Below are 13622 nucleotides of genomic sequence, written 5' to 3'. Positions count from 1 at the left end.
GCTGGAGCGTTCGCTGATGTGCCGCAAAGTAAATTTGGTTATAGTGTTAGCGCATAGAGGAAAGTGAGAATAACCATGAAAGAATTGATTGTGGCCGAGCTACAAGAAGCGGCAGAAGTTCTGAATAAGTTCTTGGCCGACAACGCGAATATTGAGGCCATTGATAACGCAGCCAAGCTGTTGGCGGAGCGCTTCAAGCAAGGCGGAAAGGTAATTGCTTGCGGTAACGGTGGCTCCCACTGTGATGCGATGCACTTCGCCGAAGAGTTAACCGGACGTTACCGTGAAAACCGCCCAGCGATGCCCGCGATTGCGATCTCTGACCCTAGCCATCTTAGCTGCGTGAGCAATGACTTTGGCTACGATTACGTGTTTTCCCGCTATATCGAAGGCTTGGGCCAAGCTGGTGATGTACTGTTGGGGATTAGCACCAGTGGTAACTCAGGGAACATCTTAAAAGCTATCGAAGTGGCGAAACAGAAAGGCATGAAGGTAATCGTGCTCAGCGGCAAAGACGGTGGCCAGATGGCCGGTCTGGCTGATGTTGAGATCCGAGTTCCCCATTTTGGTTTTGCTGATCGCATCCAGGAAGTGCATATCAAGTGCATCCACATCATGATCCAGCTTATCGAAAAACACATGGAAGCCTAGCGGGAGACGGAGAACAACGATGTGCGAGCTGTTAGGTATGAGTGCCAATGTGCCTACCGATATCTGTTTTTCGTTCACCGGACTGGTACAGCGTGGTGGGGTAACCGGCCCGCATGTCGATGGCTGGGGTATTACCTTTTACGAAGGGCGCGGTTGTCGCAGCTTTAAAGATCCACAACCCAGTTGTGAGTCCAAGGTGGCGGAGCTAGTTAAAGCCTTTCCCATCAAAAGTGAAGCGGTGATTGGCCATATTCGCCAAGCCAACCGCGGCCAAGTCTCTTTGGAGAACACCCACCCCTTTACCCGTGAGCTATGGGGACAGAACTGGACCTATGCCCACAACGGGCAGCTAAGCGGCTACAAGAAGCTCGATACTGGCTGGTATCGCCCAGTGGGAGATACCGACAGCGAGCTGGCGTTTTGCTGGATACTCGAACAGCTGCGGCAAAAGTATCCACGCAAGCCGGGTAACATGGCGGCGGCGTTTAAGTTTATTGCAAGCCTGGGGCGGCAACTACGTGAGTTGGGCGTGTTCAACATGCTGCTAAGTAACGGCGAGTATGTGATGGCGTTTTGCTCTACCAACTTGCACTGGATCACCCGTCGTGCGCCGTTTGGCGAAGCGAAGCTGATGGATGCCGATGTCACCATCGACTTTAAGAAAGAGACCACCCCCAACGATGTGGTAACCATGATCGCCACGCAACCGCTCACCTCTAACGAGCAGTGGCACAAGATTGAGCCCGGTGATTACGTGCTGTTTAAGCACGGTGAGCTCGTAATCTGTTGATCCATTTTATTTGCCCTAGCGATGTTAGGGCACTCCTCCCTAGTTCTTTCATTGAGCCAGCCCCTTTACCGTCCTAACTATAAGTGGTGTCAGATTACTTTACGCTGTTGGCAAACCAGTTGTTGTTGTTTGATCAACCGATTTCCTAGAGTTTGATTTTGTGAACTAAGTCACGTCATGTCGAGTTATAGGGATATATAGCAAGATGTTGGCTAGTTTTGGTGAGTCATAAATTGTCCACACATATCCCTATGACTTTGACTGTCAGTTAGTTTTACAAGCCAAAAATAATGGCTGTTTAGTGGTCACAGGTGTTGATTTTTGATTTTCTTTTGATTTCAATGGGATGAGATGAAGTGTGAAGTGGCCAGCATTTTTGGCTCGTTGCTTGCTCCTGTTCAGGTGAGGCTGTAGTTGCTTTATAACCTTGGTAAGGATGCCGAGTTTTAGATGACGGTTTTCTGGTAGCTAAGTTTTTCGTACTGCCTACATAGAGTATTTGGATGTTTTCAATCGCTTTTTCATGCGATTTAAACACACATAGTACTACAAAGTGATAAATCACTTTTGTACTGGAGGAGCTTTATGCAAGCAAAAGATAGTGGTTTTGTGCGAAGTCACGAATTCGAGTTAGCTATTGTTTATCGCCTTATGGACCTCACACTCATATTCTCAACTCTAGCGCTACTTTCATGGTGGCGAACCGATATGTTTGACGAGCACTATCAGTTGCTTGCAGTCGGTTTAAGTACCGTATATCTGCTAGTTGCTGAGTCACTCGTGTTGTACCGTTCCTGGCGAGTCGCTTCGGTTAAAGAGCAAGCAAGCACGACGATTAGCGTTTGGTTAATCACTGTAGCGATTGTTCTTTCGATAAATTACTTCCTGAAGATCTCTGATTCGTATTCTCGCGTCGTATTTGGTTTTTGGTTAGTGTTTACGCCTATCACCTTGGTCGTTTGGAGGGTGTTCTTTCGCGAAGTGCTGGCACTACTTAGGAAGAGTGGATACAACACGCGACGTGCGGTAATCATTGGCGTGTCAGATACCGGCCTACGGCTTTACCATGAGGTCATAACCAACCCTGACTTAGGTTTAGAGTTTGTTGGCTTTTTTGATGATAGGGCCTGCTCTCGTCTTAGCAAGGAGCTCAAGTACTTTGGTGAAGTTGGCTCGGTTAAAGACGCGCTGGGAATGGCTAAGCGAGGCGAGATTAACCATGTTTACATCGCGTTGCCCATGCATGCGAAAGAGCGAATCAGTAGTTACCTCAAACAACTTTCCGATACCACCTGTACCACGTTCATTATCCCTGATTTTTTTACCTACAACTTAATCCATTCTCGCTGGAGTAGCTTGGGGAGCATTCAGACCGTTAGTATTTTCGATACGCCGTTTCGTGGTAGCGCGAGTGTATGGATCAAGCGAGTCCAAGACGTGGTGTTGGCTTCGCTCATTGTCGCTTTAATCAGTCCCGTTTTGTTAGCGGTTGCGTTGGGCGTGAAGCTCAGCTCGCAAGGCCCAGTGCTTTTTAAGCAAGATCGCTATGGTTTGGATGGTAAGCGTATTCGTGTGTGGAAGTTCCGCTCCATGCGAGTCATGGAAAATGGCGGTAGGGTGGTACAAGCCACCCGCAACGACCCACGTATCACCGCTTTTGGCGCTTTCATTCGTCGCACCTCTCTCGATGAACTACCTCAGTTTTTTAACGTACTCATGGGCTCTATGTCGATAGTTGGTCCGCGGCCCCACGCGGTATCGCACAATGAGGAATATCGCCAGTTAGTTGATCGCTACATGTTAAGGCATATGGTTAAGCCCGGTATTACCGGCTGGGCGCAGATCAATGGCTGTAGAGGAGAGACCGATACTTTAGACAAGATGGAGCGGAGGGTCGCGTATGACCTTGAGTATATTCAGAAATGGAGCCTAGGGATGGACATTAAGATAGTGTTTCTAACTGTTTTCAAAGGCTTTACCAGCGAGCAGGCGTACTAGACAGTGGCACAGGTCAGAGAGCAGTCGGTAATGGGTCTAATTAGAAAGTTAATGATAGTCAGTCTTATAGCTACGTCTTCCAGCGCGTTAGCCAAGCTACAACCCCAGCCCTACATAACTCAATCCGGGCTGGAAGTAACCCCCTTTCTTAGCTTGGGTTATCGCTACAACGATAACATCACCCAAAGTGGTGAGCAGCTAGAAGGCTCGGATATTGTATCGTTCAAGCCAGAGCTTAATATCCACGCTGAACGGGGGGCCAACCGTTATCAGGCATATTACCGAATTGATGTTGCTGAATACCTGCAAAGTAGTATTGATGATTATGTGGACCACCGCGCGGGTGTTAGCGCGCAATTGATTCCAGCGGAACGTCATAGCGTCAATGTGGACTACCGCTTCCGTTATCTACATGAAGATAGAGGAAGTGGGCTGTCCGAGGGGATCGGCGAGCAACTCACACAGTTGCTGTATGTGCGCAGCAATGATCTGGGCTTACTTTACGCCTATGGTGGTGAGCAGTCTCGGGGGGGATTGGAATTTAAATTGGGTTGGGGAGACAAAGTATACACCCGACTGGAACAGCTCAGTCGCTACCGAAATTGGCAGGAGCGGCGTTTTGCCAGCAAGTTTCTTTATCGAGCCCATCCTGCGGCGCAGCTTTTTGTTCAATGGCGCTTAGCGCAGCGCCGTTATCAGCATCTGGCGGCGACTCAGGAGAGCCGAGATAACGATAACCACTATCTGTTCTTTGGTGTGAGCTGGGAAGTTAGCGGTAGCACCAGCGGTGAGATCAAGCTTGGTTACGAAGACAAGCAATTTGATTCGCAGCGAAAAGGTTACAACGGGTTCAGCTGGGAAGCATCGCTGAATTACCTGCCCCGCGATCATTCCAAGCTTACCTTAACTACTAGCCAGACGGCGGAGGATCCGGACCAATCTGGTGATTTTGTGGAGCAGATGCTTTATCGCGTTGAATGGCAGCACTATTGGCGGGACAGGCTGATGTCTCGGCTAAGTTACAGCTACCTAGATCAACAATACAGTGGGGTGGAGCGCGATGACCAGCGAGATCGCGTGGTTCTATCCCTCAGCTACCAACTACGCCGTTGGTTACTTATCAGTAGCGGTTGGCGATGGGAAGACAAACAGTCTAGCCGCGCGGGTATCGGTTATACCCAGAACCAGTATTTTCTCAGCATAAACGGGACCCTCTAATATGAAGATGCTGGTCAATACATGGCTGTTGAGCTGCTGGATTTTTGCTGCTGGGGCAATGGCTCAAGGCATAGAGGCTTATCAACTCGATGCCGGTGATGTCATCAGTATTCATGTCTATGGCGAGGATGACCTTAGTATGGAGGTGATGATTACCAACAGTGGAAAGGTCGACTACCCCTACCTTGGCACGATCGAAGTCGCCGGTATTACGACAGAGCGCCTTAAACAGCGCATTGAAGAGGGGTTACGGGGTGATTACCTGATCCAGCCTAAGGTGGCAGTTAATGTTGTCTCCTACCGGCAGATTTTTGTTAATGGTGAAGTGGGGAGTCCAGGTGGTTACCCCTATCAGCCTGGGTTAACTATTGATAAGGCGATAGCCTTAGCCGGTGGGTTTACCCAACGAGCGGCTAAAAGCAGTATCTCGCTAACAACCAAGGGTAAGGTATTGAATAAGGTAGCCCTGAGTCATGCCATCGCTCCAGGAGATATCATCGTGGTCAAAGCCAGCTTTTTCTAAGTTACTGCTTACTCACTAGCTAGGTCAATCACTAAGGGGATGTAACGTGGCAGCGCAACAATCTTTCAATCTACATACGCTCAGCCCCCGTGGAACCAATGAGCGACCGGCCGGTCCGTTGGCGGCGGAGGAACCCATCGAACTGGGGCAGTATTGGCAGGTAATTCGTGCACGGTTAGGGGGGATGCTGTTGGCCACCGCGCTGATTATGGCAATGGCGGTCTATTTGGTTGGACAGATCACTCCGATGTATCGAGCTACCGCGGTTCTGTTGATTGAAGCCGAGCAGCAGCAGGCAGTATCGGTAGAGCAACTGGTGGGCATCGACTCTTCTCGTCAGGAGTACTACCTAACACAGTTTGAGTTAATCAAATCTCATGCTGTGGCACAACGAGTGATTGATAACTACCAACTGGCATTGTTACCGGAGTTCAACCCTGCCTTGAGCCCACCTCGCTTTGCTCTGATTAAGAATGGCTTACAGAAGCTTACTTTTTGGTTGGAGTCGCAATTTGGAGTTGAATTGCCGACGGTAGCGCCGCCGCTACCAAGTGTTGCACAACAAGTAGACGGAAGAGCGGAGCAACAGAGAGTTAGGGATGTATTCTTAGATCGATTACAAGTAAACCCCATCCGCAAGACTCAGCTGGTTCAGATCAGCTTTGAATCAACCGATCCACAACTAGCCGCTCAACTGGCCAATGCAGTGGCGCAAGCCTATATCGATAATAATCGCGACTCACGGCTGTTACTGGCACAAGAGGCTACTACTTGGCTGGAAGAACGGTTGGGAAAGCTGAAACAAGCGGTGCGTGAGTCAGAGGCTCGACTTAGCCAATTCTTGTCAGAGGAAGGTTTGGTTGATGTCAGTGGTATCGACAGCTTAGCCTCTACCGAGCTCAGCGAGTTAAGTCGCCGCTTATCGGAGGCCAAGGATCGTCGTTTGGCTGCGGAGTCCTTGTATTTGGTTCTGCAGGAAAATCGAACCCAGGGCTTATCAGAGCTATCCTCGGTGCCGGCGATATCCAACCACCCTCAGCTGCGGGATATTCGTTTGGCTGAGGTGGAAGCAGAGCAACTGGTTTCTGAACTTAGTAAGCGCTATGGCCCCAAACATGATCATATGATCCGTGCCCGCGCTCAGCTGAGTTCCATTCGAGCTAAGTCTGAGCAGTTGCTTGGGGACCTAGCGACAGGCATCGAAAAGGAGCTGCGTAGCGCGAGGCGTCAGGAGGCTTCTTTGTTGGGGGAGCTTGATGACAAGAAGCAGGCGTTTCAGTCAATCGCGGTCAAGCGGGCCACCTATGAAGCCCTTAGCCGCGAGGTGGAAAGCAATCGCAATCTTTACGATTTGTTTCTGAAGCGCCAAAAGGAAACCTCGGCGACCAATGATTTTTTAACCGCAGTTGCCAGATTTACCGACCGAGCGGCACCGCCGCTGGCACCGGCTGGGCCCAAGCCGATATTGATGGTTGTGGCGGCGGGGCTTGGCAGCCTGTTGCTGCTAAGCCTGATTACTCTGCTGCGCTATAGCTTCCATGACACGATCGATAGCACAGATGAGTTTTACCAGAAGCTGGCTCTGCCTCCGCTGGGGTTCGTACCGAGCCTGAAGCCACGTTTGTGGAGTAAGGTTAACCTAGATGCGGGTGCCTTTTTTAACAGTCAGCGCCCAGAGTTTGCCGAGGCTATCCGCAGCATCCGTACTTCGTTGACATTGGGGATGATGGGTACTGGGCGCAAGTGTATCTGTGTGAGTTCCGCCTTGCCTGGTGAGGGCAAGTCCTCGGTGGCGATGAGTCTGGCGCAATCAATGGCCAGCCTAGAAAAGGTATTGTTGATTGAGGCGGACTTACGGCGCCCTACTTTGGGAGCGCGCTTCGAGCTACGAAGGGCAACGCCAGGACTAACCAATATCATCATGCTAAATGAGAGCATTGAAGATTGTATCAGTCGCGATCCGTACTCTGAGATGGATGTGCTATGCGCCGGGGTGGGAGTTGCCAATCCATTGGAGCTGTTGGCCTCATCACGCTTTGAAAAGCTATTGACTGAGCTGGAAGAACGCTATGACAAGATAGTTATCGATTCACCACCGATTTTGCCGGTTAGTGACACGCTCGTCATTGCCAGATTCGTGGGCTCAGTAGTTATCGTGTTGCGCTCCAGACGGACGCTGTTGAAGCATCTGAATACTGCTCTAGGGCGCTTGTTTGAACACAATATTAGCGTAGATGGCGTTGTGTTGAACCAGCTTAAGCTGCGGCGGGGCAAATACTATGCAGACGGATATCAGGGATATACATCAAACCAAGGAGTGGCGAGTGATAGCGGAGATTGAACAACGATTAGTTAAGCAGCCCCGACAGCTACTTAATCCGGGGATCTACACCTTTATTAATCCTTATTCCTATCTGGTGCTGCGAAAACAACCAGAGTTAACTGAACTCTTGGATGGGGTTGCCGTGGATGGTGGGTTTCTTTGTTGGCTGTTGCGTCGTTGTGGCTACGGAGAGGTCCAGCGATTGAGCTTTGACAACACCTCATTGGCTCCACAGGTGTTTAGTCAGGCTCAAGCTAAGGAGCAGAGCGTATATCTTATTGGCTCCGCTGAGCGGGACAACCGACGCTTTGTGGAGTACCTGCAATGGCGCTATCCCCAGCTTAAGGTGTTGGGGCATCGCAATGGGTATTTTGCCAATCAGCAGATGTGGAGGCAAACACTTAGCGAGGTGGTGAAGTTGGCCCCGGACATTGTTGTCTGTGGTATGGGCTGTGGTCTACAGGAGCGTTTTCTAACAGCACTGAAGCATGAGGGATGGCAAGGTTGGGGATTTAGTTGTGGCGGCTTTATGCACCAAACCTCCAGACATGGAGAGCAGTATTACCCTGCATGGGTGGATCGCATGAATCTGCGCTTTGCATTTCGGATCTACGATGAGCCTGTTCTAATCAAACGCTATACCGTTGATTATTTGAAATTTGCCGGCGTATTCGCGTGGGATCAATGGAGGCGTCGTTATGGGGCTCGCTAAATCTAAACGTATAATCAGCAACCTGTTGCAGCCCAACCGTTATGTGTACTGCCATATTCCCAAATGTGGCGGCTCTTCGCTTCGCCTTGCGCTGCGTCGGCGGCTGTTCTTTGACAAGGCAGAGGTGGAGGTTGGGGAATCCTATTCTAGCATCAAGTTGCTCCATGGTATTGATGATCAACGTGCGGCTTTGGCACAAGCGGCCGAATTACGCACCGCAATGATGGCCTACTACCTAGATCGTGGAACCAAGTATGTTGCCGGGCACTGTCCTCTCGACCCGGTGATTATCCAGCAACATACCGATGTTAGGTTTATTACCTTACTGCGCAATCCGGTGGATCGCTTTATCAGTCATTACTTTTACAGCAAAGACAGTGGCAAGCATGGCAACATCGACCTTGAGTTAGCGGCGTTTCTGGACACTCCGAGGGCTCGGGATTTTGGCGCGTTGTACCTACGATATTTGTCGCGTCAGCGGTGGGAGCAGCCTGACGTTGACTTGAGCTTAGCCAAGCAAAGCTTGGACATGATGGCCGCTGTGGGGTTCACCGATGATATGCAGGGTTTTGAAAGTCAACTTAAAACGTTGGGGCTTTCTTTGAATGTTGGGCATGAAAATGCCGGTATCAAGCAGTCTAAGCGACAGTTGAGCTGGGAGCTAAGGCAAAAGATTGAAAGCCTGTGCTCAATTGATATGGAGCTTTATCGCTATGCCGAAGACAGCTTCCGCTCCCATTGATATCAGCGTTGTAATCGCCAGCTACAATGCGCGAAATACGGTTGCGAAGGCGATAGATAGCGTGCTGCTCCAAGCCGGTGTCTCGGTAGAAGTTATCGTGGTAGATGATGGCTCCACGGATGGCAGTGGTACCTGGCTGTTGGCCAACTACGGTGAGCAGATCCGTTATCACTATCAGGCTAATGCTGGGGTTAGCCGGGCGAGAAACCAAGGGTTGGCAATTGCTAGGGGCGAGAGCGTACTGTTTTTGGATGCGGATGACTGGTTGTTGCCCGGGGCGTTGTCACCGCTGCATCGGCGTTTGCGGTCTTTGCCTGAACAGGTGGTAGCCTGCTATGGCCGGCTGCTATGGGTGGCAGGACCGGAAGCCCCGCGGCAGTGGGTGTCCGCCCGGGAAATGCCCAGCGGCTACGTTACGAAGGCGTTACTAAATGACAATTTTATTGTGAATGGTGGCTGCATGCTCATTCGTAGGGCTGCAATTGCTCGCTGTGGCGGTTTTTGTCACTTCTTGCGTTTGGGTGAGGACTGGGAGTTTTGGTTTCGCTTGTCTTTGCAGGGGCAGCTGCTCAGCATGCCTCAGCTGGTGGTGTCAGCGTATCGGATTCATCAAGGCGCGAACTTGAGTCTGCGGCGTATGGCTCCGCAATTACGGCACTTACATATTCATCGGGTGTACCAACACCCTTGGGTGGCGGCAAATTGCGGGAGGCTAGAGCGCGTGTTGCGGCGGCGGTATGCTAAATCTATTGTGTTCTGGGAGGACGCAAGGCAAAGCCTTAAACAACGCGGCTACCTGCGCTTTGGTTGGCTGGTAGTCGCGGGTCTTTGTAGGTATCCAGAGTCAATGATACAGGTGAAGCGTGCATACCGCTTACTTAAGCAAGCGATTTGAGCTGCAGGTAAATAGCCCCGCTGCACTCCACCCTTTGTTGCTGTTGGTGATCGTGGTGATGAGCTCAAAGCTGCTCTTTTTTGTGCTCTATCCTTTCAGCGGATACGCGATATCGGTGTCGCCAGTCGCCCGAGTGGTTTATATGGGCCTTTATCTGCTGGGGTTTGGCTTGTTTGCTTCGGCGTGCCGCTATCACTCGTGTCGCCAATGCATCGATCCTTGGATTTGGGGGCTGCATCTATACATGCTATGCAGTGTGCTGTGGTCGATTGAGCCCCTCGAGTCCGCTGAGCGGGTTTTTGCTCTTTGGGGGGGCTTGTGTCTGATTCAGTATTTTGTGTGGCGTGTATCCACAGCCCAGATGTTGCGGCATATGTTTTTTGCCTGCTGGCTTATCAACCTGAGTTGCTTGGTGGGCGTGGTGATTATGCCCGACCAGGTGTTCCATACCGATGGTCCCTGGGCTGGTACGTTACGGGGGGTGTTCTTCCATAAGAATGCCTTGGGGTATTTTTGCTTGTTCAGTTTGCTGATAAGCGTAGATGCTTGGCGAAGGCAGACCCTGAGTCGGCTTTGGTCATGGAGCAACCTACTGATGTCAGGTGGCCTGCTACTGGCCTGTCAGTCGATGACCTCTTTGCTGGTGGCGGTGTTGTCCGTTGTTGTTTATCGATTAGCCTGGTCTATGGTTATCAGCGCTAAGACACGCATGCTGGTGATGTGCTTGGCATTGATAGTGGGGCTAGGACTGTTGGCGTTGCTTCATCTGGGTGGGGGACAATGGCTGGTTGAGTTGCTGGGGCGTGATGTGACTTTGTCTAATAGGGTGCCGATTTGGCAGATACTCAGTGACTACTTGGCCGAGCGCCCGTGGCTGGGGTTTGGCTATCAGGCCTTTTGGGATCAAGAGAGCTACCGGGTCGATTACTTTAGCTACCTGCTCGGATTTGCTCCTCACTATAGCCACAGCGGATATCTGGAGTTGAAGCTTGATGGTGGGAATGTCGCGTTGCTGCTGTTTGGGATCTGTTTTGTCCGCTGGTGGGTGGCTTTACTTTCTGAGCGAGCTGCACACTTGCCTGAAACGCCGTTGTTTATTGCCTATTTATTTGCCTTTGCCGTGGTCAATACAGTGGAGGTAAAGCTGATGCAAAAGAACGAGTTTACCTGGCTATTCTTGGTTTACATTGCTGCTTGCTTACATCGTACACCCAAGGAAGGGAGGAGAGTGAATGCGCACGAAAGTTGAGTTTTTAGGGGTAGGGGTGCAAAAGTGCGCGTCAACCTGGATCCATGCACTGCTGTCCCGGCACCCGGAGGTAAATACCTCAGAGACGAAGGAGTTAGATTTTTTCTCTAACTACTTTGACCGTGGCTATAGCTGGTACGAAGCGCAGTTTTCTTCCCGCAGTGGAATTCGTGGGGAGAATTCCCCTTCGTATTTCTACAATAGTGATGTTCCAGCACGGGTACATGCCTACAATTCCCAGATGAAGATAGTGGTGTTATTGCGTAACCCTATTGAACGTACTTACTCGAATCACTTGCACGAAATCAGTAAGAAGCATATCTCCAGAGATACCAGCTTCAGCGTTGCACTGGCTAATAATCCCCTGTATGTAGAGCAATCCTACTACGCACGTCATCTGGAACGCTGGCTGACGTATTTCCCTAAGGAGCAGCTCCTAGTATTGTTTCAGGAGGATATCAAAGATCACGGTCACGCCGAGGCCCAGCGGTTGTTTCGCTTTCTGGCGATCAGTGACCACTCAGAGTATTGCCAGCTTCCAGGGATGGTTCACGAAAGCGTCTATTATCGCAGCGATTGGCTGAAGAGTACGTTGCAACGTTGTGGCCGGGGACTCGATAAGGTTGGGGGGGAAGGCTTAAAGCAAAGTGTGAAACAACTCCCTGTCCTTAAGCAGCTATACCGTGTAAACAAGACATCCACCCGTACCATCAGTGAGCAGCTCAGTGAGCAGGAGCGGCGACACCTGACTGGCGTTTTCGGGCCGGAAGTACAACGTCTGGTTAGCTTGCTGGGATTGGAGCGCAGTCCCTGGAGCGATTGGCTATGACACATATCTGTATATGCATCCCTACTTATCGGAGGCGGGAAGGGCTAGAGCGATTGCTTCAGTCGCTACTGCTTCAGTCACCAGACTCCCTGTGGCTACATGTGGTGGTCGCAGATAACGATGCCCGTCAATCGGCCTTAGAGGTAGCAGCGGTATACCAAGAGAGTTTTGTACGGCGTGGGAACTGTGTGCTTGAGTATCTGTCGGTGCCACAAAAAGGCTTAAGTAATGTGCGTAATGCGCTGTTGGACAAGGTCTCAGCCGCTGCTGACTATGTTTACTTTGTTGATGATGACGAGTACTTGGGGGACGACACCCTGAGACAGATGTTGATTTGCAGTGAGCGTTATGATGCCGACATTGTATTGGGAGCGGTGCAACCGAAGTTTAGCTCGGAGTTGCCGGGCTACCTGACTAATGGAGGGTTTTATGCCCAAGAGTTTGTTCGTGAGGGCGAGCGCTTAACTTACTGTGCTAGCAACAATACGCTGATTAAGGCTGTTTGGGTTAAGCAACTGCGCTTTGACCCGCTGTTCAACGCCTTAGGCGGGGAGGATCAGGACTATTTCGGTCGGATGCTGTGCCAGGGGGCGAAAATCGTGGGCTCTAATTTGGCGCGAGTTTATGAAACGGTGCCCGCCAGTCGTGGCAAGGTCAGCTGGCTATGTTGGAGAGCATTCCGTAAAGGTAACACCTTGGCAATCATTGATCGCCGTAAAGGCACCCCGGGCGCATGCTTGTGGCGGGTGCTTGCCTCGTTTAAGCAGCTGGTAATGGCTTGTGGCTATACAGTTCTGGTGATGCTCCATGGCAGAGATAGTGGACTGCGGGCCATGTTATCGTTGGCAAATATGGCGGGAATGCTGCTTGGATTGGTGGGATACCGGTATGCCGCGTATGCCTGAGAGTATCCCACCTTGGCGTTGCTTTTTGCTGCTTTTACTATCGCTGTTAAGCCAGCAAACTCATGGTTGGCAGCTGGTTTGGCAGGACGAGTTCGAGCAGCCGGGATTACCCGATCCAGATAAATGGGCTTATGAGCAGGGTTATGTGAGAAATAAGGAACTGCAATTCTATCGTGTTGCCGACGCCTCCAACAGTTGGGTCGGGCAGGGGCGGCTTTGGATCAGAGCCCATTACCACCCGGGGCAATCACCCCTCTACAGCTCCGCCAGTTTGACCACCCGTGGTCGTCACCAATGGACCTATGGGGCGTTTGAGATCCGGGCAAAGTTGCCGGGCGGTATCGGAGTGTGGCCAGCGCTTTGGCTATTGGGAGATGGTGTGAACCATGGCCACTACTGGCCGGATGCCGGGGAGATCGATATCGCTGAGCATGTGGGATCTTACCCCAACATGTTGTTTGTAGGTATCCACCATCGTCAGGCGTATGGCAAGAACCGACCTGATTCCCACAAGCGTGCCGTGAAGCTCAACTCGATCAGTGAGTTTCATATTTATCGCATGGAATGGACCCCTAAGACGATCCGGTTTCTGGTCGATGGGCGTTTATTAAAACAGATTCCTCTCGATTTGCTCAATCCAGAGCATCCATTTGATAAGCCTCAATTTCTTATCATTAATTTGGCTCTGGGGGGCAGTTGGGCGGGCGAGCCCGAGCCTCACGCTTTTCCGGTAACAATGGAAGTAGACTACGTCCGGATCTATGCGCCCTCAACGCAGGAGTTTTAA

The 13622-nt window shown here is 51.0% G+C and carries 13 protein-coding genes; all 13 read left to right on the top strand.

What is annotated here, in order from left to right; all coding sequences use genetic code 11:
- The first annotated feature begins 75 nt into the window (after positions 1-75).
- Positions 76-651, top strand: a complete 576-nt coding sequence (gene lpcA / locus G461_RS0104780; protein ID WP_026970999.1) for a D-sedoheptulose 7-phosphate isomerase — start codon at positions 76-78, stop codon at positions 649-651.
- Between the two features lie 19 nt (positions 652-670).
- Complete coding sequence (locus tag G461_RS0104775; protein WP_026970998.1) at positions 671-1441, top strand: class II glutamine amidotransferase; 771 nt, start codon at positions 671-673, stop codon at positions 1439-1441.
- Positions 1442-2026: 585 nt separating this feature from the next.
- Complete coding sequence (locus tag G461_RS0104770; protein WP_026970997.1) at positions 2027-3439, top strand: undecaprenyl-phosphate glucose phosphotransferase; 1413 nt, start codon at positions 2027-2029, stop codon at positions 3437-3439.
- 51 nt (positions 3440-3490) lie between these two features.
- A complete protein-coding gene (locus tag G461_RS0104765) occupies positions 3491-4657 on the top strand; it encodes an outer membrane beta-barrel protein (RefSeq protein WP_169727229.1) in 1167 nt (388 codons plus the stop codon).
- A gap of 1 nt (position 4658) precedes the next feature.
- Positions 4659-5180 carry a polysaccharide biosynthesis/export family protein gene (locus G461_RS0104760; protein ID WP_035479372.1) on the top strand — a complete coding sequence of 174 codons (522 nt, stop codon included), beginning with the start codon at positions 4659-4661 and terminating at the stop codon, positions 5178-5180.
- A gap of 46 nt (positions 5181-5226) precedes the next feature.
- Positions 5227-7521: a GumC family protein gene (locus G461_RS0104755; RefSeq protein ID WP_084429011.1), complete on the top strand. Its 2295-nt coding sequence runs from the start codon at positions 5227-5229 to the stop codon at positions 7519-7521.
- Entirely contained in the window at positions 7505-8215 is a 711-nt protein-coding gene (locus G461_RS23295) for a WecB/TagA/CpsF family glycosyltransferase (protein WP_051333362.1), read from the top strand. The genes G461_RS0104755 and G461_RS23295 overlap by 17 nt, the downstream gene beginning before the upstream one ends.
- Positions 8202-8957: a sulfotransferase family 2 domain-containing protein gene (locus G461_RS0104745; protein WP_026970993.1), complete on the top strand. Its 756-nt coding sequence runs from the start codon at positions 8202-8204 to the stop codon at positions 8955-8957. The genes G461_RS23295 and G461_RS0104745 overlap by 14 nt, the downstream gene beginning before the upstream one ends.
- On the top strand, positions 8929-9852 hold the full coding sequence (locus tag G461_RS23290; protein ID WP_051333361.1) for a glycosyltransferase family 2 protein: 924 nt from the start codon (positions 8929-8931) through the stop codon (positions 9850-9852). The genes G461_RS0104745 and G461_RS23290 overlap by 29 nt, the downstream gene beginning before the upstream one ends.
- Positions 9821-11101, top strand: coding sequence for an O-antigen ligase family protein (locus G461_RS0104735; protein WP_026970992.1), 1281 nt, complete (start codon positions 9821-9823; stop codon positions 11099-11101). Before G461_RS23290 ends, G461_RS0104735 begins: the two co-directional genes overlap by 32 nt.
- Positions 11085-11930, top strand: a complete 846-nt coding sequence (locus G461_RS0104730) for a sulfotransferase domain-containing protein (RefSeq protein WP_026970991.1) — start codon at positions 11085-11087, stop codon at positions 11928-11930. The genes G461_RS0104735 and G461_RS0104730 overlap by 17 nt, the downstream gene beginning before the upstream one ends.
- Positions 11927-12835: a glycosyltransferase family 2 protein gene (locus tag G461_RS0104725; protein WP_084429007.1), complete on the top strand. Its 909-nt coding sequence runs from the start codon at positions 11927-11929 to the stop codon at positions 12833-12835. Before G461_RS0104730 ends, G461_RS0104725 begins: the two co-directional genes overlap by 4 nt.
- Entirely contained in the window at positions 12798-13622 is an 825-nt protein-coding gene (locus tag G461_RS23285) for a glycoside hydrolase family 16 protein (protein WP_169727228.1), read from the top strand. The genes G461_RS0104725 and G461_RS23285 overlap by 38 nt, the downstream gene beginning before the upstream one ends.

Source organism: Aliagarivorans marinus DSM 23064, from assembly GCF_000429485.1.
Lineage (GTDB): Bacteria > Pseudomonadota > Gammaproteobacteria > Enterobacterales > Celerinatantimonadaceae > Aliagarivorans > Aliagarivorans marinus.
Note: the sequence above shows the minus strand (reverse complement) of the source record. Positions and strands in the feature narration are given on the sequence as shown.

Excerpts from the sequence above, each read along its gene's own strand:
- lpcA (WP_026970999.1), top strand. The coding sequence starts at position 76 with ATGAAAGAATTGATTGTGGCCGAGCTACAAGAAGCGGCAGAAGTTCTG.
- G461_RS0104775 (WP_026970998.1), top strand. The coding sequence starts at position 671 with ATGTGCGAGCTGTTAGGTATGAGTGCCAATGTGCCTACCGATATCTGT.
- G461_RS0104770 (WP_026970997.1), top strand. The coding sequence starts at position 2,027 with ATGCAAGCAAAAGATAGTGGTTTTGTGCGAAGTCACGAATTCGAGTTA.
- G461_RS0104765 (WP_169727229.1), top strand. The coding sequence starts at position 3,491 with ATGATAGTCAGTCTTATAGCTACGTCTTCCAGCGCGTTAGCCAAGCTA.
- G461_RS0104760 (WP_035479372.1), top strand. The coding sequence starts at position 4,659 with ATGAAGATGCTGGTCAATACATGGCTGTTGAGCTGCTGGATTTTTGCT.
- G461_RS0104745 (WP_026970993.1), top strand. The coding sequence starts at position 8,202 with ATGGGGCTCGCTAAATCTAAACGTATAATCAGCAACCTGTTGCAGCCC.
- G461_RS23290 (WP_051333361.1), top strand. The coding sequence starts at position 8,929 with ATGCCGAAGACAGCTTCCGCTCCCATTGATATCAGCGTTGTAATCGCC.
- G461_RS0104730 (WP_026970991.1), top strand. The coding sequence starts at position 11,085 with ATGCGCACGAAAGTTGAGTTTTTAGGGGTAGGGGTGCAAAAGTGCGCG.
- G461_RS0104725 (WP_084429007.1), top strand. The coding sequence starts at position 11,927 with ATGACACATATCTGTATATGCATCCCTACTTATCGGAGGCGGGAAGGG.